Origin of the sequence: Serratia sp. L9, from assembly GCF_050632285.1 — a bacterium.
In the GTDB taxonomy this organism is placed as follows: domain Bacteria; phylum Pseudomonadota; class Gammaproteobacteria; order Enterobacterales; family Enterobacteriaceae; genus Chania.
This window is the reverse complement of record NZ_CP192591.1, coordinates 3084173-3108499: the sequence shown is the minus strand read 5'-3', so window position 1 is coordinate 3108499 and position 24327 is coordinate 3084173. Positions and strand designations below refer to the sequence as shown.

The 24327-nt window shown below is 51.4% G+C and carries 27 protein-coding genes and 6 pseudogenes; 2 read left to right on the top strand and 31 right to left on the bottom strand.

The features are described from left to right. Window positions 1–142 precede the first annotated feature (142 nt). From ACQ86O_RS14690 to ACQ86O_RS14680, 3 genes and pseudogenes are all read right to left on the bottom strand, one after another. Window positions 143–3420: pseudogene (locus ACQ86O_RS14690) on the bottom strand (host specificity protein J). 59 nt (window positions 3421–3479) lie between these two features. Beyond that, on the bottom strand, window positions 3480–4091 hold the full coding sequence (locus ACQ86O_RS14685; protein WP_431221732.1) for a tail assembly protein: 612 nt from the start codon (window positions 4089–4091) through the stop codon (window positions 3480–3482). A gap of 61 nt (window positions 4092–4152) precedes the next feature. Then, on the bottom strand, window positions 4153–4647 hold the full coding sequence (locus tag ACQ86O_RS14680; protein WP_431221731.1) for a hypothetical protein: 495 nt from the start codon (window positions 4645–4647) through the stop codon (window positions 4153–4155). A gap of 310 nt (window positions 4648–4957) precedes the next feature. Here ACQ86O_RS14680 and ACQ86O_RS14675 point away from each other — a divergent pair, with 310 nt between their 5' ends. Beyond that, a complete protein-coding gene (locus ACQ86O_RS14675; protein ID WP_431221730.1) occupies window positions 4958–5653 on the top strand; it encodes an ORF6N domain-containing protein in 696 nt (231 codons plus the stop codon). On the opposite strand, the gene ACQ86O_RS14670 is transcribed toward ACQ86O_RS14675, so the two are convergent. The 27 genes and pseudogenes from ACQ86O_RS14670 to ACQ86O_RS14540 form a co-directional block, all read right to left on the bottom strand. Continuing rightward, window positions 5625–6332: a C40 family peptidase gene (locus tag ACQ86O_RS14670; RefSeq protein ID WP_431221729.1), complete on the bottom strand. Its 708-nt coding sequence runs from the start codon at window positions 6330–6332 to the stop codon at window positions 5625–5627. The two genes, ACQ86O_RS14675 and ACQ86O_RS14670, sit on opposite strands and share 29 nt — an antisense overlap. 2 nt (window positions 6333–6334) lie before the next feature. After that, the gene (locus ACQ86O_RS14665; RefSeq protein ID WP_431221728.1) at window positions 6335–7087 is read right to left on the bottom strand and encodes a phage minor tail protein L; all 753 of its coding nucleotides are present in this window, start codon (window positions 7085–7087) and stop codon (window positions 6335–6337) included. An 8-nt stretch (window positions 7088–7095) separates the two neighbouring features. Then, the gene (locus tag ACQ86O_RS14660) at window positions 7096–7449 is read right to left on the bottom strand and encodes a phage tail protein (protein ID WP_431221727.1); all 354 of its coding nucleotides are present in this window, start codon (window positions 7447–7449) and stop codon (window positions 7096–7098) included. Then, on the bottom strand, window positions 7449–10811 hold the full coding sequence (locus ACQ86O_RS14655) for a tape measure protein (RefSeq protein ID WP_431221726.1): 3363 nt from the start codon (window positions 10809–10811) through the stop codon (window positions 7449–7451). Before ACQ86O_RS14655 ends, ACQ86O_RS14660 begins: the two co-directional genes overlap by 1 nt. 37 nt (window positions 10812–10848) lie before the next feature. Continuing rightward, window positions 10849–11079, bottom strand: coding sequence for a phage tail assembly protein T (locus ACQ86O_RS14650; protein WP_431221725.1), 231 nt, complete (start codon window positions 11077–11079; stop codon window positions 10849–10851). A 79-nt stretch (window positions 11080–11158) separates the two neighbouring features. Next, window positions 11159–11539, bottom strand: a pseudogene (locus ACQ86O_RS14645) (phage tail assembly chaperone); the annotation flags it as partial. 13 nt (window positions 11540–11552) lie between these two features. Next, complete coding sequence (locus ACQ86O_RS14640) at window positions 11553–11768, bottom strand: Ig-like domain-containing protein (protein ID WP_431225732.1); 216 nt, start codon at window positions 11766–11768, stop codon at window positions 11553–11555. Between the two features lie 48 nt (window positions 11769–11816). Continuing rightward, window positions 11817–12253 (bottom strand): annotated as a pseudogene (locus ACQ86O_RS14635) (phage tail tube protein); the annotation flags it as partial. A 59-nt stretch (window positions 12254–12312) separates the two neighbouring features. Then, the gene (gene gp17 / locus ACQ86O_RS14630) at window positions 12313–12660 is read right to left on the bottom strand and encodes a tail completion protein gp17 (protein WP_431221724.1); all 348 of its coding nucleotides are present in this window, start codon (window positions 12658–12660) and stop codon (window positions 12313–12315) included. Continuing rightward, the gene (locus ACQ86O_RS14625; RefSeq protein WP_431221723.1) at window positions 12657–13073 is read right to left on the bottom strand and encodes an HK97-gp10 family putative phage morphogenesis protein; all 417 of its coding nucleotides are present in this window, start codon (window positions 13071–13073) and stop codon (window positions 12657–12659) included. Before ACQ86O_RS14625 ends, gp17 begins: the two co-directional genes overlap by 4 nt. Further along, window positions 13070–13408, bottom strand: a complete 339-nt coding sequence (locus ACQ86O_RS14620; protein WP_431221722.1) for a phage head closure protein — start codon at window positions 13406–13408, stop codon at window positions 13070–13072. The genes ACQ86O_RS14625 and ACQ86O_RS14620 overlap by 4 nt, the downstream gene beginning before the upstream one ends. Further along, on the bottom strand, window positions 13405–13719 hold the full coding sequence (locus tag ACQ86O_RS14615) for a head-tail connector protein (protein ID WP_431221721.1): 315 nt from the start codon (window positions 13717–13719) through the stop codon (window positions 13405–13407). Before ACQ86O_RS14615 ends, ACQ86O_RS14620 begins: the two co-directional genes overlap by 4 nt. A 35-nt stretch (window positions 13720–13754) precedes the next feature. Beyond that, complete coding sequence (locus tag ACQ86O_RS14610; RefSeq protein ID WP_431221720.1) at window positions 13755–14018, bottom strand: hypothetical protein; 264 nt, start codon at window positions 14016–14018, stop codon at window positions 13755–13757. A gap of 40 nt (window positions 14019–14058) precedes the next feature. Beyond that, a pseudogene (locus ACQ86O_RS14605) lies at window positions 14059–15266 on the bottom strand (phage major capsid protein). A gap of 17 nt (window positions 15267–15283) precedes the next feature. Continuing rightward, a complete protein-coding gene (locus ACQ86O_RS14600) occupies window positions 15284–15937 on the bottom strand; it encodes an HK97 family phage prohead protease (RefSeq protein WP_431221719.1) in 654 nt (217 codons plus the stop codon). Further along, on the bottom strand, window positions 15924–17153 hold the full coding sequence (locus ACQ86O_RS14595; protein WP_431221718.1) for a phage portal protein: 1230 nt from the start codon (window positions 17151–17153) through the stop codon (window positions 15924–15926). The genes ACQ86O_RS14600 and ACQ86O_RS14595 overlap by 14 nt, the downstream gene beginning before the upstream one ends. Then, on the bottom strand, window positions 17153–17341 hold the full coding sequence (locus ACQ86O_RS14590; protein WP_431221717.1) for a hypothetical protein: 189 nt from the start codon (window positions 17339–17341) through the stop codon (window positions 17153–17155). Before ACQ86O_RS14590 ends, ACQ86O_RS14595 begins: the two co-directional genes overlap by 1 nt. 13 nt (window positions 17342–17354) lie before the next feature. Next, window positions 17355–19103, bottom strand: coding sequence for a terminase large subunit (locus ACQ86O_RS14585; protein WP_431221716.1), 1749 nt, complete (start codon window positions 19101–19103; stop codon window positions 17355–17357). Further along, a pseudogene (locus tag ACQ86O_RS14580) lies at window positions 19103–19563 on the bottom strand (phage terminase small subunit P27 family). Before ACQ86O_RS14580 ends, ACQ86O_RS14585 begins: the two are co-directional and overlap by 1 nt. A 143-nt stretch (window positions 19564–19706) precedes the next feature. Then, window positions 19707–19931 (bottom strand): hypothetical protein, encoded by a 225-nt coding sequence (locus ACQ86O_RS14575; RefSeq protein ID WP_431221715.1) that lies wholly within the window; start codon window positions 19929–19931, stop codon window positions 19707–19709. Further along, complete coding sequence (locus tag ACQ86O_RS14570) at window positions 19928–20278, bottom strand: HNH endonuclease (protein ID WP_431221714.1); 351 nt, start codon at window positions 20276–20278, stop codon at window positions 19928–19930. Before ACQ86O_RS14570 ends, ACQ86O_RS14575 begins: the two co-directional genes overlap by 4 nt. A gap of 72 nt (window positions 20279–20350) precedes the next feature. Further along, window positions 20351–20479 (bottom strand): annotated as a pseudogene (locus tag ACQ86O_RS14565). 57 nt (window positions 20480–20536) lie between these two features. Then, a complete protein-coding gene (gene lysC / locus ACQ86O_RS14560) occupies window positions 20537–20767 on the bottom strand; it encodes an Rz1-like lysis system protein LysC (RefSeq protein ID WP_431221713.1) in 231 nt (76 codons plus the stop codon). Further along, window positions 20733–21092: a hypothetical protein gene (locus tag ACQ86O_RS14555; protein ID WP_431221712.1), complete on the bottom strand. Its 360-nt coding sequence runs from the start codon at window positions 21090–21092 to the stop codon at window positions 20733–20735. Before ACQ86O_RS14555 ends, lysC begins: the two co-directional genes overlap by 35 nt. After that, complete coding sequence (locus tag ACQ86O_RS14550) at window positions 21089–21481, bottom strand: M15 family metallopeptidase (protein ID WP_431221711.1); 393 nt, start codon at window positions 21479–21481, stop codon at window positions 21089–21091. The genes ACQ86O_RS14555 and ACQ86O_RS14550 overlap by 4 nt, the downstream gene beginning before the upstream one ends. Further along, on the bottom strand, window positions 21471–21824 hold the full coding sequence (locus ACQ86O_RS14545; RefSeq protein WP_431221710.1) for a phage holin family protein: 354 nt from the start codon (window positions 21822–21824) through the stop codon (window positions 21471–21473). Before ACQ86O_RS14545 ends, ACQ86O_RS14550 begins: the two co-directional genes overlap by 11 nt. Before the next feature lie 54 nt (window positions 21825–21878). Further along, complete coding sequence (locus ACQ86O_RS14540) at window positions 21879–22586, bottom strand: DNA-methyltransferase (protein ID WP_431221709.1); 708 nt, start codon at window positions 22584–22586, stop codon at window positions 21879–21881. Between the two features lie 362 nt (window positions 22587–22948). On the opposite strand from ACQ86O_RS14540, the gene ACQ86O_RS14535 reads away from it, so the two are divergent. Then, on the top strand, window positions 22949–23959 hold the full coding sequence (locus tag ACQ86O_RS14535; protein ID WP_431221708.1) for a hypothetical protein: 1011 nt from the start codon (window positions 22949–22951) through the stop codon (window positions 23957–23959). Between the two features lie 14 nt (window positions 23960–23973). Here the strand turns inward: ACQ86O_RS14535 and ACQ86O_RS14530 are convergent, their stop codons facing one another. Continuing rightward, entirely contained in the window at window positions 23974–24327 is a 354-nt protein-coding gene (locus tag ACQ86O_RS14530) for an antiterminator Q family protein (protein ID WP_431221707.1), read from the bottom strand.

Here is a 24327-nt window from a genome sequence, read left to right as displayed (position 1 = left end):
TAGTTAAAACTAAAGCAATGACTAAATACCTCATCATCTATTCCCTTATTTTATTGCCATCTACCAGAGGCATTGAAAACCATAGCGATTCCGCTAGTGTTATATGTAGTCCCGCTCATGCCACTGCTAACGAACTCAACTCTCATTTGCGGTGTTGTGTTTGCAGGGATAAGTACGGGGGCGAAAAAAGCGTGCATGTTGCCGAGCGTGAACCTGATGTGCTTGATGTACTCATATCAAACCCTTGAGCACCTACTATCTCACCATCCCTGTAAACATTTATTACCATACCTCCCGATCCTGAGTTACCAGGCTTATATAAACTAATGTTAATTGGACCGTAAATGAAATAACGGTCAAATGGCATTTGTTCAATAAGCTTCTTGTTAAAAAAGTTAATGCCCTGACTGGAGTTGCTTGCACTTCCGAGAGTAACAGAAACAACATCCCCAATAATTTTGTTCGCACGAACAGTTCCAGAAAAGTCCCCACTTGCAGCACTAATATCCCCTGCAAAGGATCCGCTGGTAGCCTCAATATGCCCGCGAACAATTACGCTATTAAATACAGCACCTCCATTTTTTTCAATCGACCAGCCAGTTTTCTGCTCCCAGCTGTAATTATTGGACTGAATATAGTCGCCAATTTTAGCGTTGGTAATTGTGCCATCTTTGATGTAAGCAGAATCAATGAATGTTTGTCCGCCATCTATAGCAAAAGGCGTTGATACAACTCCATTTGTCATGTTCAAGAACGCAAATCTATCAGCAAGAAATAAAACCTGGCTCTGCATGCCCTCCGGGGTATTCTCTACACCAACGCCGATCCCGGCCGTATACATCTTACCGTCTTGTGTTTTGCCGACTTTAACCGCCCACATGTCTTTTAGCTGGCTTGCATCCTCGATCGGCCCCAGCAGTTCTTGGCCGAGCTGAGTTTGAGTAATCTGGCCCGTTAGATAATCTAAAATCTCGTCAGCCTGGTTACTCGATGTGCCTTGCACCCACGCGGCCCACGGCCCAGCGTTGCCCAGGCGATCGACAAGGCGAGCCTGAAACCAAAAGTTAACGCCGGCGGCGAGTCCTGTCATTGTGTGGCTACGCTGCGGGTAGGCGTAATCACCGAGATGCATCGCGGCGCTACCGTTCGAGTTAGGGCTATACCAGATTTCCGTCCTCTGGGTATCTTCGGCGCCAGGCGGGAACGCCCAATTCAGCACGATGCCAAACACTTGGCTTTCCGTCGTGAAACTCACCAGCGCTGGCGGGTCACCAATTTTCCCGTAGAGCTGCTGCTCCGGCGCGTAGGCCCACACGCTCGAAATTTCGGCCGGATTTATCGCCCGCACGCGGGCCTGATAGCGGCCGGCATAGATGCCCTGCACTTCGAAACCCAGCGTTGACACTCGCGGGCCTGGTATCCAGTTACCGTTATCACGGCGCCATTCCGTTTCGTATGCGATCGCGTTCTCGGCGCGATCATACGTCACATAGAGAGTGGCAACGGCCATACCTTGAATCGTCGCGGAGTTTTCGCGGATTTGGACGTTTTTAGGCGGTGCCTGGACGCCTGGCGGAATAACGCTGATCGGCCGGTCTTCGATGCGGGCGCCGGTATCGATACGAGCGTACTTATCTGGATCGTGCTCGATGGCGGTGATATCAAACGATATGCTGTCTTCGTTCTCTGTGATGCCCGTAACACGGAATTGCTGAATAGCGAGATCGGTAGCATCGACCGCCCAGACAGATTCCGGCGCTGGCACTTCACTGTAGTTTGTCGATACCGTTACCACTTTGCCGCTGACCGCGCTGATTGTCCGGGCCTGCGATTTGCCACTTGGCAGGTTAACGATCAGACGTTCACCGACTTTAGCCGAGGAAACGCGATCCAGCGTGATATTACGGCCAGAGACAGAACTGATACGGCCACCAAGCGGACGTCCCGCCATTGCCTCATCTGCCACGCCGATGATCCAACCCGGCAGCGGGATATTGCCATCCATCCCCACGGTGAAGGAGATCACCCGGTCTTTGTCGTTGGTCAACAGCAGCCACTTGCCGCGCCTGATGGCTTCGGTTTGTCGGGTGCAGCCGATGGCTGTTAAGTCAGCCTGCTTGACGTTGTAACGGCGGATCAGGTTGTTATCAAACACTGGCTCTACAGAGTCCTGGTAGCCGTTTTCCGGGTCGCTCCAGCTCACCATCGCAACGCTATAATGCGTCTTCTCACTAGCGCTACTGTCCGTAAACAGCCCATCTTTAACGTTGGCGCGGGTGTAGATGTAATCAACATCCCGGGGCATATCAGCCAGCGCGTTCATGCTGTTGTTGGCCCAGTACGTCATGCCGCGAAAAATGTTCGCGAAGTCGCGCAGTACCGTCCAGGCTTCCTCTTGGGACTGGATGTAGGCGTCACACAAGAAACGCGGCTCTGTACCGCTACCACCGCGCCCATCCGGCACAAGCTGATCGCAATATTGAGCGATTGCATACAAATCCCACTTAGTGAGCGCCAGATTTTCAGCTTTTACCCTGCTGCCGATGCTGTATCGATCGTTGATAAGCAGATCGTAAAATACCCATGCTGGGTTGTTCGTCCAGGCCCATTTAAATCTGCCGTCCCATGTGCCGTTATAGGTACGGTTAACCGGATCGTAAGTCGTGGGGATACGGATAACGCTACCCTTCGGTTCACAAGACACTTGAGGGATATTTTGGAACTGTTTCGCATTAAACTCCACAAACAGCAGTGCGGTTTCTGGATAGCGAAGTTTTACGTCGATCAGCTCTGTAATCGACTCGATAACCATTTTATCTGCTACCCGGTTGCTTGCGCTGTTCGGTGTGATCCGCCGTACACGGATCTGCCACCCCGTTAAAGCAGCAGGTAGGTCAATGCGGTGGCTACGCTCATATTTTGTCGTAGTTTTGCCGTCTACAGCTGTGCGCAACACTTCAACATAAGCACCGCCATCGGTCACAACGTCGATCGCGTATTCGATGCGGTAGCCAACAACATCACCGTTATCTTGTTGCTGCTGAAGCTGCTGCCAAGAAAAACGCACGCGCACGGCGGAAAGCTGGGTATTGGTCAGCGAACGAACCCAGGGGCTAGCGCCGGTGAGTTCGGTGCCAATAGTGATTTCATTCTCAACATCCGGCATACCGGGGATATAGTCTTGATCGGGTGTACCCGACCGAAATTCCCACTTCACGCCGGGAAAATTCTCTGAGCCATCAGGGCCAATGATCGGCGTACCATCGAGAAAAATGTTGGTGCCATCCAAGCCGCCAGCTATCTCCCCTCAGCAATGGCGAGCAGGATTTTGGCATAAGAGGTAGATTGCAGAGAGTCGGGGGATTCTGTAGGCGTACTGGGGCTACTGCTGCCGCCTTTGCGTCCTTCTATTGCTGCCATTGCTTTTCTCCAGGCGTAAAAAAACCAGCCGCAGCTGGTCATTCGGGAATAATGTTTATTTACTGCTGGTCTTCGGCATAGATGCCCGCTGAAATGATGGCCCCGCCGATACGGCGTTTTCCGTACAAAATCGGCACCGGGTTACCCTGGGCGATAGTGTTTACCGGCCCGCCGAAGGCGTAGCTTGGCTTATTATCTGGGCTTTCACGTCGCGCTAAGCCGCCTTGCATTGGCGATAGCATTTGTATGACGCCGCCGATCATCATGGCTGCACCTGCTTGTAAGGCTGCCGATCCCCATGCGGCACCACCGAATGCTTGCCCCCACGGGGACATACCAATCGCGCCGATAACGACTAATACAGCTCCAAGGATGGTCTGAAAAACCCCCGCTTTTTTACTTCCGATAATCATTGGCGCGATCCTGATATCGTCACTGCCGGAAAATTCAAGCTCATCCTTGCCGATATTGTTTTTCCCGACAAACACCGAGAAAGTGAGCCCTCTCTCTTTTGCTGTTTGCAAAAAACGCTCAAAACCCGGAATGGTGACAGATAACGCCTTGATGGCTTCTTGCGGTGTGGAGATAACCAATTTATGGACCCGGCCAAATGTTGCGCCAAGAACGCCATAGAGTCTGACCATTCGATATTCGTGTATTGTGATATTCATATTTACTCCAATAAAAAACCCTCCGGAGAGGGTAGCGTTATTTTTCACAAAATATAAGAAACTATCCGCTCTTCGCTTTCTTTATGAAAGCATTAAATTCTTCATCAGACATATTTCCAAAATCATCCAAGGTAGGCTCACCCTCTCCGGGTATATACTCTTCGAAACCGTCATCAATATATGGCGTTTTCAATGAGTCAAACTTCATTTTTGCAGCAACAAGCTCTGTATATGCTTTTGCGTCAGTTGTTCCCATTAACTGGCGGTCATCTGTTAATCCGAGAATGAACGTAACTTGCTTTTTATTTCCTCCAAGCATTGCGCCTGCCAAAATTCCAACAGGGCCAGCCAAAACGCCCCCAACAGTCCCCCACCCTACAGCGCCACCTATTTTTTTTACGTTTTCCTCAGTACTAATCTCTATGGACTCAAACTTATCTCCCGTAACAGACTCCCCACTTAACTGAAAGGCTCCTGTTTTTATTGATAAAACCCCGAAACTGGTGCTGATTTCTGTATATGGAAAATTTGCATAGTGTACTTTTATGTTTGCCATATCCCCATCCTCGCAGTAAAAGTCGCATAAAACTTTAACACGCTTGACGGCAAGATCACTATCCGTTATCTTCCTTTCTACGAGGCGTCGAAACCTTAGCAAAAGCGGACAGAGCCAACCCCGTCAGTGTTGGATTTTTTATGCCTATATTTCTGTGAACGCATAGTGCGAACACACCCCGATCAGAGTCGGGAGGGCGACGAATACAACACCCGAAAGGGGAATAAGTCCGCGGTCTCTTTTGCGCCGTTTCGAACCTCCCGGCGCCACTTCGTTAGTGGCAATTCGAAAAAAGCAAAAGGAGGCTATCATGGCCATTCAAATCACAGCCGAAACCCTTTCTCCAGTTACCTATAATTCAATCGCTGTAATTACCACAGAGTTACTGGCACAGCTGTATTCCGCAGACGTCAAGCATATCCAAAATAACTTTCTGCGTAACACTGATCGATTTACGGCTGGTAAGCACTACTTCAAATTAGAAGGTGTTAAATTAAAAGAATTTAAGAACAGACCATCTTTAAGAGGGTCTGTTGCAAAACATACCCGCTCCCTCATCCTCTGGACAGAACGCGGCGCGGCCCGCCATGCCAAGATGCTTGAAACCGATCAGGCTTGGGAGGTTTTTGAGAAGTTAGAAGATCACTACTTCAACCAGTCGAAAGCGAGCCAGCCACCAGCGCCGGAGATCAAGATGCACACTATAGAACTGACTGATGAAGAACTGTGCAACCTGTGCTGGCTGTGGAGCGCCGCCGAATACATGCGCGAGCAGATTGCCGCTGCTCATCCGGCCCTTGAGTTACTCCGCTCACAACTGGCCCCGTCATTTTACTCTATGGGCTTTGAGTACATACGAACGCTGGATCGCGCAAAGCAGACTCTGGCGCGGGAAACTCAGACCATAAAACCACACGCGCATAAAATAGAGGATGCCAACTGGCGTAGTGTATTGCCTCGCCTACGCGACGTTGAACTTACACGGGTCGCCTGTATCGGAGTTTGATAATCGTCCTATCCTGCCAATATCCACCATATGGCACACGCTGGCTAAGCTGGCCGTACATGTGGTGGATCATGATCCCATCACCGAGGTATACCCCTGCGTGATTCGGCTCATCGGCACGTACCTGCATAATGATTACATCACCGACCTGCAGATCGCCGGATGCCGGGATAAATCCCGCTTCAGCATAGTGCTGCATGTAAAGGTTTTCGCCCCGGTTCCACCAACCATCTGAGCGCTCAAAGTTCGGGAGGTCGATATCACTTTCCAGCCGGTACCAATCACGCACTATTGCGTAGCAATCCCAGATACCGTGCACGAACGGGCGGCCCAGCAGCGGCTTAATCCCTTTCGTTGGCATAATCGTTCTGATATCGCCCTCCGGCCAACTGGCGATAACCCACGGCAGTTGTGACAGGTCACACTGCGCGATGTCGAGTTGGCTCGGTTGCGTGGTGGCGTCCGGGTGACTGTGAACGATAGCAACGATCTCCCCGGCGTCTTCTGCAGCGGCATAGTCTTCCGGGTGCATGCTAAATTGTTCGGTGGGCTGCGGGGCTGTATTGCGGCAGCGAAGATATTGCTGGCGGCGCCCATTTTGCACAACGATGCCGCAAATCTCGCGGGGGTAGCCCTCTTCTGCATGCGCCATGACGGCGCTGATAATGTGCTTCCTCATAGTTACCTCTTCAACAACGCAGAACCAGGGAAGCCACCAAACGGCAGCAGATTGCCTTTACCCCAGCGCGGCTCACAGCCAGTGGACAGCAGGCCCGAACATACATCTTTCGCCGGGTCGTCAACCGGGTTGCCGTCAGCATCAAAATACCGGGTTCCGGTGTAACCACACGATGCGCCGCGATACTGCCCCCTGATGCACCAGGTGCAAAGGCTGTGGATCTGCCGTGTGGGGATCATGATGCCCTGCAGGTCTGCGGGGGAAGACAGTGCAAATTGAATACCGGTGTTATCTCCGCCAGTCTTGCGATCGATGTACCACACGCTAACCTTTTCCTGCGTCGGATCGGCCTCCGGGTTACCCTCTGGAAAATTGCGAGCATCAAGATAATGCGCGTAGGTATCGCGGATCGTGACCTTGAACAACGCCAGGTTTTGATACGCAAGGCACATTGAGCCTACCGTTCCGTCGATGTTACCTACCGATAAAGTAGGACTCGGTGCCGTGCCATCGCTCGTCACTTCCAGCCCCTCAATCTCCACCGGCCACGGCTTATATTCCTGGCCCTGCCACCAGATCGACTTGGCCGGCAGCTTATCGGGGTTAGTGCCGGCCGCTTCCAGTTCTGCCGGGGTGAAAGGGATGGGGTGGCTATGAAAATACAGCTCCGGGCCGCTGTACTGACTGCCATCGACAACAAATAGCCGCACTTTGCTCCCAGGCTCCAGAACCTGGTGATCAGCGTTTATAGACATTGGTTTTCCTATGGTTTAAAGGCGGTGTCGAAAGTGGCCACAAGCTGGTACATAGGTTCGCTACGGGCATTTTTGCCCATTGCGGTCACTTGAAACTTATTGCAGGTGTAGAGCCCAAGTTCGAAATTAGGGCTCGTCCATTTAAACGATTTGTAGCCTGCGTGCCGTTTGAAGAAGTTCCTGATCTCGGTGATGCGCTGCCAGTTACCTACAAACGTTAAAGACCAGCTTTGAAGTTCGGCATTCAGCCCGTCACCAACCTGCTGTTTATACCCATCACCGAATTGCACCTCACGAACGCGGAAAGAGTGATCGCCGGTCGGGTTTACCCTGGCAGCATACGTGAACGTTTCCAGCGTCATTATCTACCCCCTTTTATCGCACGAGTGAATACACCGTTCTGCCCCAGATCTTTATCCCGCAAGGCACGATAACGCTGATCGACAAATTGCCCGATCTCATTGCCAAACTGTTCAAGCCCTGCTGGCGCCGATGTAGTCGTCTGCCCGTCGCTATGAACAGTGATATGCACTATCGGTGCTCCACCGCCACCGCCAGAATCAGCCCCCGGACGTATAGCCCGAACACCCAGCGAACCATCAGCAGCGCGAGTTAACGGCATGATCGCCTCCGGCCCCGCTTCGCCCATCAGTCCCGCGCCTTTCGCAAAAGCAAACGTTGTAGGACTGCTAACCACCTGGCCGCTGAACTGGCTCAGATCGCTAGAGGCAACGACGCCCCCTTTCGCATAAGCCATATAGCTTGTGCTCAGGCCCATTGCCCCGGTGCTTCCGGCTGCCGCTGAGGCACCACCAGCAGCCCCACCCGCAACACCACCAAAAATACCGGTAATAGTTTGCATAATGGTACTGGTGACCAGCGCTTGTGCGGCCATGTCGATCAGGTTCTGAACAATGGATTGAGTCAGGGATGAGAACAGGTTTACCGTCGCTTCTTGCCATGTTTGCGTATTGGTTAGCAAACCGGTAAGCATGTTTGTGGCACGCTCTTTCGTGCTTTGGAACAATTCAACCGTCAGGCGCTGCATATCGCCCTGGCTGGCGAAAAGTTGCAACGATGCCTCATAGCGCTGTTTGTTGGTTTCAGTTTCCGCAGCAAGAATCAACTGATTTTTACGTTGTTCCGTCAACACACCGGCGGCAGCATAGTTCTCAATCAGCGCCTGGCGCTTTGCAAGTTGGTTTTCGATGTTCTGGACTGGATCGACGTTACCAGCCAGTTCAGCAGTACCCGAAACGGCATAACGCTGATTGGCTTCAGCCACCGCTTGCAAATACGCCGTATTAATGTCCTGCTTACGGCGGGAGAGTTCTTCGGCGCTCTTGATTTCCCCGTCGGCGATTTGGCGCTGTAACTGCTCATTCGCCTTTTTCTGAATATCAGCAGCCGCTCGGTAAGGGTCTGACGCAATCGCCGCGTTGTGGTCATCCCAGCGCTGCTTTGCCTCTGTTAACGTTTTATTGAGTCGCTCCAGTTCGGCCCGTTGAGCACCCGTCCATTTGCTACCGGTCTCCAGTGACGCAGAGAATAAGGACGCGGCGGCATCTCCCTCATTCATCCTTACCCGCTCAATCTGAATTTCTTTATTCAGGTTGGCGATCTTCTGTTGATATTCACCGGTAACAGTGGCGGATTTTTTCGAGGCGCTAGCAGCATCCTGCTCCGCTTTTTGTTGCGCTTTGGTTGCTGCTGTACGTGCCTCCGTTTTCTGTTCAGCGCCCACTTTAGCGGCGATATATGCCTCATAATGGCCAGGGGGTAGCTGTAGATCATCGGCTTCAAAAGTGGCCGACCGGCGAACTTTGTCGAGCCCTTTCAGCCCAGCCAGTTGCTGGTCGCGCAATGCGCGAGTCATGGCGTCCTGTTGCTTGGTGTCCAATTTCGGTAACGGCATGCCAGGGAACGCTGGCAAAGAGGCTGATGTGACCATCCCCGTAACTCGATTTAGTTGCGCATACATACCAGCAAGCGAACCCACTGCCCCGGATAGAGCCACCGTTTTATTAATTGATTCGTTCAGTGCCTGAGTACGCAAAGCCTCTGTAGCACGCAGCTTTTCAGTTTGTTGCTCAAGGGCATAATTTTTTTGCGACAACTCTCCTTGAATCTCAACTATTTTCTGTTGTGCCTCAGCTAACGAATAAAATGTATTTAGCTCAGTGAGTCGCGGGTTCTTCTTCGCCGAAGCCTCAATGTCCTGCATGTTTTTCAGGCTATTGTTTAGTTTTCTAATTTCTTGCTCAGTTTTTGCTATTTCCGAGCGCTGCGCAGTAATTGAATTGTTGGCATCGACAGCGGTAGATTGCAGACCGGCAATCGACATGCCTGATATTTGCTTTTTCACCTGCTCAACGGTATCGCCATAGGCGACGGCCACTTTACGCGCCTGTTCGTTCTTCTCGTTGACGTACATCCAGGCGGCGCCAACGCCGAGCACGATACCAGGAATTCCTCCCACTACACTCAACAGACTGCCACCGAGCCGTGCACCAAGCGACGTCACTGAATTGAGTCGGGTCTGCGCAATGCTGCGGGCACCCACACTTGCTGCAAGTTGACTCTGTGCAACGGCTAATTGGCGCTCAGCTACGATTTGCTGTTCAAGCCCTACCGCAGCGACCTTTGCCTGCTGCGCACGGTATAACGTTGCACGGGCGGCGGCTGTTGCCGTTTTTGTCCCTTCAACCTGTGCTGCGGCCACGGCAACCTCAGCGCGATAGGTCGCCATCATATTGGCGGTGGCCGTTCCCATACTGCTGACCAAACCACCAAAATAACGAGCAGCGCCAACGGAGACAAGCGCACCAAGAGCAACGGCCACGTTATCGATATTTTCTGATAACGTATCCAAAACCCCGGATAGTGATGCAGTTACCCCGCTGGTTTTGTTTGCTTCTCCTACCCATTCCAAAAAGGCGTTTTGAACTTTCACCACAGAACGACTGACAACACCAGGCATTGAGGCATATTCTTGCTGGAGGGTGCCAAGCTGGCTGATTAACGCAGGGATCACTTTGTCAGATGTCAGCAACCCCTGATCGGCCATCGCCTTCATGTCCTTGCGGGCAATACCCATACCTGCAGCCAAAGCCCGGATCACACGGTCGCCGTTTTCGTTCACAGAGTTAAATTCTTCCCCGCGCAGAACGCCTGAAGAGAACGCCTGAGAAAGCTGTGTAATAACAGAATTGGTCTCCGCTACGCCAGCACCAGAAAGTTTCAAGCCCGTTGAAACAGCTTCTGTGACCTTCAGCACGTCAGCAGATGAATAACCGAACTCACGCATCGATGCAGACGAACGCGCAAATAAGTTGGCATTATCATTAAAAGCGGTACCGGTGCGCTGGCTGATCACCATTAACGCCGCCTGGTTATTCTTGAAGTCCTCGGTCGATTGAGAAGCCAACTTTAATCGGGCATTAATTTGCGTCCACTGATCGGCTAAGCTAATGAGATTGCCCGTTGCAAAGGCCCCCGCAAATGCTCCAGCCATACCCATCGCTGTTTGACGCACGGTAGACAATTGTCCGTTTAGCTCTACTAGTGCTCGCTGGCTCTGTCTGGTAGCGTATTCAGCTTTACGGTTTCCCTGCTCCATAGTTTTGTAATAATCGGCCCCCATGCGTGAGGCGCGGGAAATCTCAGTCTGGAACGAACTGGAGTTTGCCGAAATTTTAATGATTAACTCACGCAGCGAAGCCATATTTCACCTATAAAAAAGCCCGCTACGTGCGCGGGCATCAATCAGCCAGATTTCCCAAAAACGCTTCAAGTCCTGCGGTGTCTTCTTCCTCTGTTTCTACTGGCTCATTCCAGCGGATCAGCAAATCGCCGATAGACAGCGGGTCTTTTGTGCGTTGCGCGTTGAACGTAGCCGCGGAGATTTGCGCGGCGTGATAATCATTACGCTCATCACCGATCGGAGTCACGCGATCAAAAGCCATCCACAAACGTAATTCACTGACGCTCATCGTCTGGCGCATTTCGCCGAGGGTTTTCCCCAGGCGAAGCGCCAGCTTCATCAGGAACTGAGTTTCTGGCTCTTTGACTTTTTTCGGCATCTGCCGGGGTGGTGCTCAGATCCAGCGCCTGCTTCAATAGCCGTGCATGCACTGGCCCGTAAATTCCTGCCACCAGCTCTTTGTCTTCAGCACTGAAAACATGCGCCCCGCTTTCATCCAGCAGGGTATCAATAAACAAGACGACATCGGCGTCGATATTCCGCCTTGCTGTCTGTGCGGTGCTGAGTTGTCCGGGCGTTTCATCCTCAGGCGGCGTAATGATTTGCCGCCACTCTATCCACGCCGCACCGGAAGGTTCGCGCAATACCACGGTGGCCCCCTTCCACTCGTCAACAGTTACCGCCTTGGTACGGAAGCCCGCCAATGGCGCTGATGCCAACGCCTTGAGATTCATTTTCTTTGCTGCCATGAATTAATACTCCTTATGCGGCGGTGACAGTCACAACACATGTAGCGGTTTTGGCGCCGTCCGTAGTTTTGACTGTGATAGTTGAGGTACCAGGTGTAAGGCCAGTGATAACGCCCTTATTGGTCACCATCACGTTACCCGGCGCGGAGGATGTCCAGGTCATACCACGGTTAGTTGCTGATGCCGGGGCGATCGTTGGAGTTAGCGTGAGGCTGGCCCCCGCAACCACTGAGGCGGTGGTTTTATCCAGGGTTACACCGGTGACAGGAATGTTTACGGCATAAATCCGCAATGGTCTACCTTTGATACGCAACGTATATGATGCAGTAACAATCCCTGAGGTTGCGGCAGACCAACTGTTTTGACGCACCTGAGCCAAATATGAATATCCATTTCCAGAAGGGAATACCACTCGAATAGCACGGTAGGAATCATCCTCGTAGGCTTCCATTAGCGACTCTTGCGCATCGTCGTAACCACTCCAGTTTTTACCAATGGTCATTTCTGATGGGGCGCGAAGTCCATTTTCCATCTCCTGATCATCAGAACACAAGGTGGTCACATCAATGTCCGACTTCTGCCCCCTGTGTAGCTGAGTTCTTTGATGCTGCATGATGCGGCAAGCCAGGTAACACCAACAGGGTTTGCCTCGGTAACCTCACCAGCAGAAACGCTGATCACCGTGCCTTGCGTTTTTTCAAACTTACTTGCCATGAGTTTTTCTCCAGACATAAAAAAACCCGCACAAGGCGGGTCGGGGTCAATGATATTGATTATTGCCACACTCGGAACTCAAGCGAGGCACGGAAAAGGCCAGTTTCGGGCTCGTGGCCACTGAATAGGTGAATTTCTGCCGGGGATAGCACGGTTATAGCCGCTTCGGCCTTCTGGCGTATGGTTTTCGCCTCGTCAATGCTACTGGCGTAAACGTCGATTTGCGCCAGGTAGGCAGTTTCCGCAGCGCCACAAAACACATCGGCTCGGTTTTCGTCGGGTACCGTGTAGACGATCCACGGCGGCTTCACCGCTGGCATTCCCTCCGGCGTCAACTTGACAACGTAAGGGTAAGCCTGACCATTAACCAATGGTTTTAGCAATGGATTCAGATCGGCTTCGGTCATTTGGAAAGTACCTTATCGATCGCCTCGTTGGCTTTAGCGAATGCCGCCGCTGCAGCATCTTCCTCTTTGGCGTCATACGCGGGCCTGATAAACGGGATCGCAGGCATTCGCAAGGTACCCAACTCGACGAAACGCCAGTAAAAAGCGTTGTTTCGATTCTCTGGCTTACCGGAGCTTCGCACATGCACACCGGCCACCGCTCCTCCATCGCTCGACCGCTGGTTTATGGCGACGATATTGCGTTTCAGCTTGCCCGTTTTCTCTGGCGCCAGAGAGCGGGCTTCATCACGGAAAACGACCGCCGCTGCACGCGTCGCCTGGCGTAACACATTGCGACTTTCCGCCTTGCTCAATACCTCTAAATCTTTCGAAAGGTCGAGCAGGCCGGAAAAGTCCAGGCTGGTTCCAATCATGGTTTCACCCCACTTTTACAGAGAATTTCCAGCCGGGTACCCTTGGGATCGGGGATTGGTGGGCCGGTAATCTCCAATACAGCCCCTTTAAACGGGCCATTCAGACACAGAAGCCGGGAGGCGGCGGTAACATCGGTGCGGTGACGCATCCAAACGCGGATAGTGGCTTCTGCCTTTTCAGCACCTGAGGCTACCAATTCTCGCCCGCTGATCGCCTTCACCTCAGCATGCACAGTTTTACCGTCTTGCCATTCTTCCAATTCCTGCCCTGAAGGTAACTCCACAGTGACGAAATTCTGAATGGTGACGCGGTGGCGTAGTCGGCCTGCTTTCATGTTCCTGGGCTCTTTCGCTTGCCTTTCAATAGGTGATAAAAACCCATCGGGACTTCATGCAGTTGAGTTTCTGAAGAGCTTTCCCGGTTTTCATACCAGTGGCCAACTGCCAGCATGATCGCCAGTTTGACCTTCCCCTCAATGATTACGCCCTCGTCAACATCCTCAGGAACCTCTGTATCAAACAAGGGAAGATTCAGGTATTCCTGAGCTAAATCCCTTGCAGCCTCTGCATAAATTGTTAGTAGTGCTTCGTCGTCATCTTCATCAATTCGACATTGGGCGCGTAGTTCATCAAGTGACGGGGTCATAGCTGCCTCACAAGAGAGCGGCCGGAGCCGCCTGATTATTTCTTACCTTTCTTGGCCTCTGGCTGCTGCTCTGGCTGCTGCTCTGGCTGCTGCTCTGGCTGCTGCTCTGGCTGCTGCTCTGGCTGCTGGCCAGCGTTTTGTTGGTCACCTTTGGCGTCAACGAATTCGATGATATGCAGCTGCCCGGCAATAACCACAGCACGCTCTGGCAGTTCATCCCTCGGGTATTCGCCAGCGGGAATAGTTTCAATAACGCAACCATCCGGTGACCACTTCAATTCTTTCAATAATTTGAGCATTCTCTACTCCAATTAAAAACAGGGGCCGAAGCCCCTGCGATTAAGCCGCAGTTCCAATTTTCAGCAACTTGATAGCCTGGGAGTCAGACAGCATGCCGCCTGTGCGCTTGGTGGTATAGAAGCCAACAAATGGCTTGTTGGTGTACGGATCACGCAGAATGCGGGTACCAATGCGATCAATGATGGTATAGCCGCGCTTGAAGTTACCAAATGCGATCGCCTTGGCATCCGCCGCAATGTCTGGCATCTGCTCATTTTCAGCAATACCATATCCCGCCAAAATGGAAGGCTGGCCCAATTCCAGGCCAGGACGCCACAAATAGTTACCCTCAGCATCCTTCAGAATACGCACCTGGAACAGGGCGTTATTGTTCATCATGAACTTTGCCCCGCCACGGTGGACTTTGCGCAAGGTGTACACCAGTTTAATAATGGCATCAGCAGTGACACCAGCAGCGGCACCGGAAGCAATGTGCTGAAGCACCCCAAATGCCCGCTCTTTATCAATTTCAGCATTTGAGCTGTAGGCCAGAAAACCTTTTGGCTTTTTGGTACCACTTCCGCTGGTGAAAGCGATCTCTTCCTGCTCTGCGAACTCGGTAGCCAGTTCACTGTTGATCCAGCTTTCCGCATTGAAGAAAACATCATCAAGCATCATCTGGGTAGCCTGTGGGAACCCGTAGATTTCCCCCATGAACGGGGTGATCTGCCCAAGTTTGGAAGGGTCTGTGGCCGGGCGCGGTTCAGTTTCACCAACCCAGCCGGAGGCAGTGCCGCCGAGATTGACCAGCTTTTTATACTCAGAGCCACCAATAGTAATGATATTGGCCTCTTGGCGCATCACCACCTCATCCTTTAACAGGTTCAGGATGGAGCGATCTAGCTCTTCAGGTACCGCATAACCACCATCAGAATCAACGCCCACCTGTAGTGCTTTTTGCTCCAGATCACGCAGCCCATCTTCCTTACCCTTACGGACAAAATTCATAAAGGCTTCTTTATGCTCTTTCACTTCCTTGGTTTGCGTACCACCGCCAGGACGCTTGACCTGCTTCAGTTCTTCTTCCAGTGCGGTTTTCAGCGCATCCAACTCTGACAGTTTACCGTTGAGGGTATCAACCGTTTCCGCCAGCTTGCCTTTTTCCTGCTCGATCGCCTCCAGGCGTTTGTCATTTTTTGGGTAAATGTTTCAAAACTACCTTTCAGTTCCTGCGCGACCAGTTCTACGTCTTTGATATCAACTGCCATAATATGATTCTCCAGATTCAGAATTTAATAGATTTCAGAATGTTAAGTGCGGCATCTGCGCCACCGGCTTCACGCGAGGACAGAGCGCTGTAGCCTTCGGCCATAAAAGCCTTGGCTTGAGAGCGGGATAGTCCAACGTCGCGCAGGACTCGCTCAATGTTCTTGGGTAACGGGGTTTCACCACGGGCAAATGCAGATTTAACGTCACTGATCCGCGCTTCATCATTGGCCGCGAACGTTACGGGGCTGACCTCCCACAGATCGATCTCCTTCAGCAGAAATGCGTCCTTGGTGCGGTCGTACTCCCAATCCTTGAGCATGTACCCAATAGAAAGGCCGGTTAAAGAACCGGCCTTCATGTGAGCATGTGCGCGTTTTGCCAGGGGATCGTCATCGATAAGTAATCGCCCTTTAACAAATAGCCCCACGTCATCCTCCCTCATCTCGGTATAGACGCCGATCGGCTCATCTGTTTTATGCTGCCAAAGCATGGCTGGTTGGCCCCCTTTGGCCTTCCAGTTATCCAGGGATTTAGTGAATGCCCCCGGAATGACGATGTCGCTGTAACTGTCCTTCACGCCAAAAACTGAACCATAGCCTTCAAACTCACCGGTATCACTGACCGACTTCAGTTTTAGAGGGACGTCCAGCCGCTGTTTAGTCATCACCATCAGTGTTTTCCTCGGTTGGTTTGCGCTTGCTGCTCTCACTCGGTTTGGTTGTCATGTTCATTGGGGTAAGGTAGATATCACCGGCATCACGCGGGTTAAGCTCCTCCAACTCACGGCATTCGTTCGGCGAGTAGATCCCCCAGTTAATACCGGTCGCATAGGCTTCAAACCGCGATTTCATATCGCCGCGCAACAGCGCCCCGGCGTTAAACTTGGCGTAAAAGCGCCCTTGGGCGGAGGGTTTGACCAAACCGATATTGATCCGCTGCTCAATGCGGGTGAGGTAAGGCACCAGCGAGTAGTTGATAAACCCAATCCCCAAGTTTTCGATATTGTTGAAGGTGGCTCTATCCGTGTTCTGTACCATATGAAGCGGAACGCGGAAGATCCTGCATATTTCTTCAAGCTGAAACTTGCGGGTTTCCAGAAACTGGGCATCTTCAGAAGTGAGGCTGATTTGCTGCCACTTAAGCCCCATCTCAAGGATCATCGGCTTATGGGCATTTGATAACCCCTGGTGGTTGGTTTCAAAATCATTTTTTAGCCGGTTAAACGCATCGTCCGTCAACACCTGATCGGTCTGCAAGACACCGCTGGTAACTGCCCCATTTCCAAACAGGCGGGCGCCATGTTCTTCCGTAGCCATTCCCAACCCGATCGCCTGCCGCGCATACGCAATAGGACTTAAACCCGTTAAACCATCAAGCGTAAAAATACGAACATGCCAAATCTCTGACTGGTTCAATATGTCTTGAGAACCATCAGGGAATGTCACCTGGTATTCTGGCTCCCAATTGCTGTTGAGCTTTGGAGCAACGCTGCCAGGATCGAGGGGAAGTAGCTCCACCACTTCACCTAAGGCCATGACCTTGTAAGCGTAGAAATTCCCCCGTAAACATAGGCAAGCAATCAACAGTTCCCAAAACTCCTGAGGAGTCATATAGCCGTTGGGTTTCACTGACAGCAGTTTATTCAGCCGCTCTTTAACCGCCCGTTTATTGCCGCGCTCCAGTTGCTCATACAACCCGCAAGGGAGCATGCCTACTGATTCGGCCAGCACGCGAACACAACTGAAAACGGAGGTTAGCTGCATGGATAGTTGAGGGCTGATCCGCCTGCCAGCATAAGTGTCGTAAGAAAGGCCGATGATTTCGGCCAGTTCTTTCGGCGTTAACGACTTGTCTGCCGATTTCCGAAACATGCCAGGAAAGAACATCAGTCCCCCTTATCCGGCTTCACTGGATTAAACATTTTTGACACCAGCCACGACCAGAGAAGACAGAGCAAGCCAGCAGCAATGAACCCAGCGGGTGGATAAATTAGCCAAACGCCATAGGTAAGCAACAGCACACCGGCAATTCCCACCAGAACAGACAGCGTGGTGAAAAAATATAAGATTCTCATAGGGTGACCTTTATCAAAGGGTGCGTAAGCCGTGGGTTTGAATGTGCTCAGATAGGCTTTCAACATCACTTCCGCCGTTAACCAGTACCCGGCTCATGGCCGTAAACAAGGCTGCAGGGCCGTCGATCTTGGCCTCTGGGGTCGATTTGTTGGGAAAAATGTTGTCGTTCTTGTCCGGCTTGACGGTGACGTTGCTCATCATCCAGTTCATTACCGGGTGATTGCTGTGGTGGAGTCGCCCACTGTACACCAGCGCTTCGATTTCCTTCATCGCCTCAGAGAAATTGCGCACCGTCTGTGGTACCTCCACCAGCGGCAATCCCTCTTCGGCCAGCGCCAGGCTAAACTGAGTGGCGCTCCAGGGGTCAAAACCGATTTCACGCAGGCTTTCACCCGCGACCCACTGTTGCAATTCTTCTTTGATCTGCGCGTGATCGATAACATCGCCATCGGTCAGCGTCAGCTTGGTAAGCTCGGCCCACTTACGGTACAGCTCGGCCATTTGGCGGGAACAACGCTCCAGTCGCCCTTCCGGCAGCCAAAACTTGAAATCGGCATGTACATGCCCATTATTGGCCTGCCAAATCTTCACGGCGGCGCAGATATCGATCTTGTTTGACAGGTCAACACCGACCCATAGCGGGTAGGTCTTCAATTCATGCTGTGGCGCGATGAAGTCACACTCACCCCATTTCAGCATGTCCATCCAGGCGGCCTCGGCGGTCACCCATAGGTTCATGTGTTTGGTGAAGAAGTTATGACGAGCGGAAACCTGCTCTTTAGCCTTCTTGGCCAGGCGGCGCAAATCATCCCAGCGCTTACAGATACCTAGCCCTGGATTGGCTTTCTGCCAGACCTTTTCATCAAAGGGATCGTCCTCTTTATCCAGGGTAAAAATGATGCCGAAGAAGGTATCATCTTCAAACTGGCCGGTGGCCGCCCCCTGCAAAACCTTGATGGCGTAATCGCGCAGCTCGTAGCAGATCCCCTCCTTGTTAAACCCCGATGTAGTGATGCCGAATAATAATGATTGCAGACGGGCACCGGTCGCGGTTTCCAACACATCCCACACATCACGGGTTTTATGAGCGTGAAGCTCGTCAACAATGGCACAATGGATGTTCAAGCCGTCGAGATTATTGGCATCGCTGGACAGCGGGCCAAAACGTGACGAGGTTTGCTCCTGAAAGATCGCCAGCTTGTTGAACTCAAACAGCCTGCCCAGCGTTGTCCGGGCCTGCTTGATCATACTTTTGGCATCTTCGAACACGATACGGGCCTGCTCGCGGGTGGTTGCAGCGGAATAAACCTCGGCCCCACCTTCACCATCCGCACCAGTCATGTACAGACCAACACCGGAAGACAGCGTAGACTTGGCATTTTTACGCGCCACCTCGCTGTATGCTGTACGGAATCGGCGCACCATCACAGGGCGGCCACTGCCATCATTGCGCAGCACCACTTCACCGGTATTTTCATCCACCAGCGGAATGATGAAGCCGAAGATGTTGATCAAGATAAAAATATGCCAATCCATCAGTTCAATGGGCTGGCCAGCCAGCGCACCTTTAACGTGTGGCACGAACTTATAGAAATTGAGGATGTGTTGCGCCCGAGCCTCGCTGAATGTGATCCCGCGCTCCGGCCCGACTTTCAGATCATTAAGGAAGCGTTGGCACGACAGCCTGACCAGTTCGCAGGCAACAATTTCCCCCGCCACGACGCGCTCGGCGTAGCGAATACCATCGGCAACTTTAGCCATTAATCTCTCGCTTTCATAAACTCAACCATCGGATCAACCTGGTCGGGACCGGTGGTATTAACTTTTGAACGGCTGGAAGGGGTCATTCCAAATTCACCCAGCATCCCGCGCATGCGTTTCCATACATCAGCTTTCATCGCGGCCTGTGGGTGCGGCTTGACTAAACCCTCATCAGTTTTATAACTGTACCCTTCCTGATCCAATACTTCGCAGTGATGCCGGTACTCGGTATAAGCTTCAACCAACAATTCCAAAGCCCGCGCATCGAGCTGAGACATAACGCCGAGGGCGTCAAGTTCTTCGGCCATCCGCTTAAACCAATACTTCCCCTGCTTATCAAAATGCTTGGGAGTTGGGGGTACCCCTGAAGGGGTTTTGGCTCGTTTTGATTTATGGCCCGTTTTGATGGGTTCCCCTTGACCAAACGTAGATGGGTAGGGGTTTTCGGTGGCCCTGACATAATCGAAAACTCCTATTAATCATTGCTTGGGGTATCCCAAAAAAAGTTTCTAACCTGCGGGTGTGTGAGAAAAGGTAAGGCGGCGGTACTTTGGGCGAAAGGTTACAGAGATTTGATCCCCCTCCCGCAGATGAGAATTGATATCATTTGTCTAATTTGGTCTGAATATCCAAATCGACGCGTACTGGGTTCTCTACCATTTCATTGGTAAGGTGGAAAGTTGCAGCAATACAGGCGATTTCACCTGGTACAGTGGTAATGGTTGTCTCGGCATGTTGCTCAAGCAAAGCGCCCTCTACAGTCAATCCGTACCCAAAGAACCGACCGCCTTTATATAGGTGGGCAAGCTGAATAGGTTTACTTTTCATCTCAATCTCTCCGTTGCTGTCTTGCTGCGGTGGCAAGGCCAGCACAGGCTTTCAAGGTTAGAATCATCATCGGTACCCCCATGTGCTTTAGGGAGGATGTGATCGACGGTTGTAGCCGGTACCGCTCTGCTGTTACGCAGGCAGTTCTGGCAGATGTGGTTATCGCGCTTCAAGATGCGATCGCGGCGGATTGTCCAATCGTTACCATAGCCGCGCTGGTGCCTGCTCTTGCCCTGCTGGTGCGTCTCCCAGCCGGTATTCTGATGCTCGGTGCAATAGCCTGAGCGGTCGGTTGTGGTGTGGCGACACCCATGCTTACGGCATGCTCTCGGTATTCTGGGTGGCATGGAGTACCTCAAATAGAAAAGCCCCGGACTATGCCGAGGCTCTTGGTTGTCCCGCCGCTGCGGGTTAATGTTTGGTAGCTGGGGTGGGATTCGAACCCACGGTCGATACTGTATAGGCCACGTGCACCACAGCTCGATCTAGCTCATGTCACGCTTAGTCCCGTCAGAAGCAAAAGCTTCGGCCATCTCGCGCACCCAACTATATTAGAAAGCATCTTACAACATTATCGAGCGCCCACGTATAGACGCTCTGTAATGTTACTTTGTCACATTATCCCGCTGCCACTTAATCAGCCCCTCGATGCGAGAGGCGCACACGTCCAGCTCGTTCTGTGCCACCTGCAACGCCAGCACGGCATCACCGAACGTGGTACCGGTGAACGGGGTCTGTTCGCATTGTTGGAGCAGTACAGCGGGCGGGTATACGTAGATCAGTTGCGGGGCCGGTGCGGGCTTAACCCTCTCGGCGCAGGATACGCTTAACATCATCAGGCAAAGGCTGATTGCCAGCGTCGCTATGCTCCAGCGCCTGGCGTAACGTTCTGTTTTCAGCATCGGCTTTAGCCCTCTTTTGCTGTTCTATCCGTAACTGTTCCTCAGTGGCGCGACGGTCAGCGCTAGCAGCATCCGTGAGCGCAGTGATTGTCCCGTCACGGTCTTCCACTGCATCAATCAGCGCTTTGTTCGTGTCGCTTAACGTCTGGTTTGCGGCGTTGGCTTTATCGAGTCTACTGGTAAGCACCGCGTTAATGCCGCCAAGAGCGATAGCCACAAGCAATGCGCCGATTAGGCTGTATTTCTTTATCGCCGTCATGCGGGGTAATCCTTAAGCGTTAACTGGAAGTGCGGCCCGTCTTTAAGCGTCTTCCAGTCGCCGCCCCATTCAATTGGGATATTCAACTCACTACTAGCCCGCTTAAATGCGGTGGCGATCTGCTCGTAGTATTTCCATTCCCAACTAATATCCCTGCCGAGATATGCCACCACGTCAACAGCATGTCCGGTAAGATGGCGGCTATTCAGTGTTTGGCTTTTGCCTGCGGCCAGTAGTTCTTTCTGTCGCTCCTTGCTCCGCAGCCCTTCGGTAATGCCAAAATCAACGGCGGTAAGCTCAAGGGCACGACGAACTACTTTCACCAGCGCCGGGTTTACGCCCACAAGGTTTCCTTCGCTGCGCTGGCTGAATCTAAAATTATTGGTCATTCTTCCGATCCTTATCGTCCATCGGCGGTGTGTTGGTTTTCATGCTGGCGAACATGCGGAGGATAGCGATACACCGCTCTACCCCCATCCCACCAATCACCACACCGACAATCAGCGCGTTATCCTGGCTCATCCCGAATAGCTCAAGGGAATTGATAACGCCCAGAGTAATTAACAAACAGATAAGCCCCGCATAGAGCGCATCAAGCCACGATTTACCGTCACGTAGCGTTAATAGCGTCGCCATGCCGAACGCAGCGAAAGAACCGTATACGGCGGGGGCGTTGAGTTTTATCCACATAAGAAACGCCTCGACAAAGCCGGGCGGCAGATTGTTGTCCATTGCCAAAACTCCGGCGTTAGATATGAAAAAGCCCCGGACTATGCCGAGGCTCGTTTATTCCTCCGGATATATCTCCCCGAAGGTTTGATCAAATCGTTCTTTCTCAAGCTCCACGCCCAAGCCAATGCGGCCCAGTCTTATGGCCTCTTTTATAGTGGAGCCTGAACCCATGAAAAAATCAGCCACAACTTCACCGGGGCGACTGCTGGCACTGATGATGTGCGCCATCATGGCTGCTGGTTTTTCACAGGGGTGTTTACCTGGGTAATACTGTACCGGCGGGTATGTCCAGACATCAGTATACGGCACATCAACTGTGACGCTGAAGTGACGCCGCAGATGCTTATCTTTTGATTGATATGGCCCAGGATAATGACCTGCAAAGATTATTCGCTCAGTAGCGGGAAAATACTTTCGCAGGCTCTCTTTGTTCTGGCGCTTCCACGGGCCTGATGGTTTGGCCCATATGATATGGCTCAATACATCGAAGCGCTGACGAACTAACAACTCAGTATCTGACGCCAACCGGCTACCGCAAAAAATGTACATGCTGCCGTTCGGCTTTAGCACCCGCCAAAACTCAGCCAGCAGCGCATCCAGCCAGGCTAGATAGTCTGCTTCCGTTTTCCATTGGTTATCCCAGGAACAGGCTTTAACACGGTAATACGGCGGATCGGTAGCGATCAGGTCAATACAGTTGTCAGGCAGGGTTTTGATGTATTCGACTGTGTCAGCGTTGACAAGACTAGTAGCTGAGATCATAAGCGCCCTCTTTGATAGGCTCATACCGCTGTTATGCAGCATGGGCAAAGGTTCGCTTGTGACTGAAAAGCATGAGCACCTGGCGGTTAGTGTGCTGATAACACCTAACCGCCGCCCATTTCACAAACTTAGTAAACGACAAAACCTCGCAAAAGCGAGGTTTTTTGATTGAGTAAGCTACTGACTGCGTAACTATTCTTACCACACTATCGTCATTTTTGCGTACGCGTTAATGATTTTTACTTTAATTTCGTTTATGTTCTGAAATACATAGCAATGAAAATAAAAAAAGATGAACCGATTGTTGTACTGGAAGTAGCACTTCAATCGCCGTTACTCATATAAAATTAGAGGGCGTACCCTTGGCTAATGGTGAGCTTTTAATCAACTCGGAAGAAGAAGCTTTCGCACTAATTGAGAACTATCTTGCTGGCTATCCGCTTCCCGACCACATATCATTTGATGGCTGGCCTAGCCTATCGTTTAGGTTGGAGGGTGATAATTTCCAGCAAAGCATTACCCCTTCTGTAATGAAGGGCTTCATTGAGATGCAAAGCCAGATCAACAAATCTTACGCTTTAGCAAAGTATGGAGTCCCCGACCCGCGCAAATTGACAAAAGAAGAACGGGAAGATCTCGAAATCAAAGTCAAAGTTGAGAAAGGGTCATCTGTTTTCAATGTCGATATCGATGGTTTTTTGACCAAGCTTGGTCAGGAGTTAGTCGGAAAAATGAGCCCACAGGAAATTATGGTAACGTTGCTGGGCGCAGCCTTGATATGGGGCGGCGTCTCCATATTTAGACGTTTTCTCGATAACAGGAAAGAGGTTCGCTTATCAGAACTCAATAAAGACGCTGATAAGGAGCATCTGAAAACCATGCAGTCCATGTCCCAAGAAGAAACCAAGCGTTTGGAGCTAATGACCAGATTCATTAACAAAACGCCTCTTCTAGACAACATGGAAAGGATGTCATATGACGCTAAAACTGAAATGGTTAAATCATTCGTTCGGGCTGATGAAGCTGAAATCGATGGCATTATTCTCGATTCTGAAATGGCAAAAGAGTTGACCACTAACGCCCGCAGAAGATCAACAGAAATGCGGATTGATGGAATTTACCGTATTGAAGAAGTGAACAACACCGATCCTGAAGCTTTCAAAGTAAAAGCCAGGAATACAGTTACAAATCAGAGGCTTACCTGTCTTGTTCAAGATATATTTTTAGATGAGTCTGGAAACAAAGATGCTCTTGTAAGAGCTGAATGGGAAAGAAGACCTGTTCATTTAAGCATCAATGCTAAACATGTAGATGGTGAAATTAAGTCGGCCATCATTTTATATGTTCGCGATACTGAAGATAAGCCCGAGTGATCGGGCTTTACACTTCAACAATCCATATCCATCTTCACATCCAGCATAGCCAGGCAACCACCTACAAACCCCTCTGCTGTCTGCATCATCTTTCGCACCGTACCATCTGAGCACTTCCAGCCTCGGGCTATTGAACGTATAGATTGGCCATAATAGTGGTGCCTGATAACCAGCTCATACTCTTCAAGCTCAAACTTTTGCATTCTGGCCACGCAGCCATCGATCATTAGACCATCATTGTCACTGCATGCCTGCTTCCCATTAGATTGCGGCGGTAAAAGCCCTTTAAACCCGGCTGCTATGCTGGAATAGCCAACGCCTTTGTTATCTCGAGCCCACACTCCCCACCGGGACAAAACTTCATACAT

Coding starts and splice junctions, on each gene's coding strand:
- ACQ86O_RS14620 (WP_431221722.1), bottom strand. CDS start 13,408: ATGAAAGCAGGCCGACTACGCCACCGCGTCACCATTCAGAATTTCGTC.
- ACQ86O_RS14545 (WP_431221710.1), bottom strand. CDS start 21,824: ATGGACAACAATCTGCCGCCCGGCTTTGTCGAGGCGTTTCTTATGTGG.
- ACQ86O_RS14540 (WP_431221709.1), bottom strand. CDS start 22,586: ATGATCTCAGCTACTAGTCTTGTCAACGCTGACACAGTCGAATACATC.
- ACQ86O_RS14610 (WP_431221720.1), bottom strand. CDS start 14,018: ATGCTCAAATTATTGAAAGAATTGAAGTGGTCACCGGATGGTTGCGTT.
- ACQ86O_RS14660 (WP_431221727.1), bottom strand. CDS start 7,449: ATGACGCTGGAAACGTTCACGTATGCTGCCAGGGTAAACCCGACCGGC.
- ACQ86O_RS14680 (WP_431221731.1), bottom strand. CDS start 4,647: ATGGCAAACATAAAAGTACACTATGCAAATTTTCCATATACAGAAATC.
- ACQ86O_RS14675 (WP_431221730.1), top strand. CDS start 4,958: ATGGCCATTCAAATCACAGCCGAAACCCTTTCTCCAGTTACCTATAAT.
- ACQ86O_RS14590 (WP_431221717.1), bottom strand. CDS start 17,341: ATGAGAATCTTATATTTTTTCACCACGCTGTCTGTTCTGGTGGGAATT.
- gp17 (WP_431221724.1), bottom strand. CDS start 12,660: ATGACCGAAGCCGATCTGAATCCATTGCTAAAACCATTGGTTAATGGT.
- lysC (WP_431221713.1), bottom strand. CDS start 20,767: ATGATGTTAAGCGTATCCTGCGCCGAGAGGGTTAAGCCCGCACCGGCC.
- ACQ86O_RS14600 (WP_431221719.1), bottom strand. CDS start 15,937: ATGGTGATGACTAAACAGCGGCTGGACGTCCCTCTAAAACTGAAGTCG.
- ACQ86O_RS14575 (WP_431221715.1), bottom strand. CDS start 19,931: ATGAAAAGTAAACCTATTCAGCTTGCCCACCTATATAAAGGCGGTCGG.
- ACQ86O_RS14570 (WP_431221714.1), bottom strand. CDS start 20,278: ATGCCACCCAGAATACCGAGAGCATGCCGTAAGCATGGGTGTCGCCAC.
- ACQ86O_RS14615 (WP_431221721.1), bottom strand. CDS start 13,719: ATGACCCCGTCACTTGATGAACTACGCGCCCAATGTCGAATTGATGAA.
- ACQ86O_RS14585 (WP_431221716.1), bottom strand. CDS start 19,103: ATGGCTAAAGTTGCCGATGGTATTCGCTACGCCGAGCGCGTCGTGGCG.
- ACQ86O_RS14670 (WP_431221729.1), bottom strand. CDS start 6,332: ATGAGGAAGCACATTATCAGCGCCGTCATGGCGCATGCAGAAGAGGGC.
- ACQ86O_RS14655 (WP_431221726.1), bottom strand. CDS start 10,811: ATGGCTTCGCTGCGTGAGTTAATCATTAAAATTTCGGCAAACTCCAGT.
- ACQ86O_RS14595 (WP_431221718.1), bottom strand. CDS start 17,153: ATGTTCTTTCCTGGCATGTTTCGGAAATCGGCAGACAAGTCGTTAACG.
- ACQ86O_RS14625 (WP_431221723.1), bottom strand. CDS start 13,073: ATGATTGGAACCAGCCTGGACTTTTCCGGCCTGCTCGACCTTTCGAAA.
- ACQ86O_RS14665 (WP_431221728.1), bottom strand. CDS start 7,087: ATGTCTATAAACGCTGATCACCAGGTTCTGGAGCCTGGGAGCAAAGTG.
- ACQ86O_RS14530 (WP_431221707.1), bottom strand. CDS start 24,327: ATGTATGAAGTTTTGTCCCGGTGGGGAGTGTGGGCTCGAGATAACAAA.
- ACQ86O_RS14685 (WP_431221732.1), bottom strand. CDS start 4,091: ATGAATATCACAATACACGAATATCGAATGGTCAGACTCTATGGCGTT.
- ACQ86O_RS14555 (WP_431221712.1), bottom strand. CDS start 21,092: ATGACGGCGATAAAGAAATACAGCCTAATCGGCGCATTGCTTGTGGCT.
- ACQ86O_RS14550 (WP_431221711.1), bottom strand. CDS start 21,481: ATGACCAATAATTTTAGATTCAGCCAGCGCAGCGAAGGAAACCTTGTG.
- ACQ86O_RS14650 (WP_431221725.1), bottom strand. CDS start 11,079: ATGAGCGTCAGTGAATTACGTTTGTGGATGGCTTTTGATCGCGTGACT.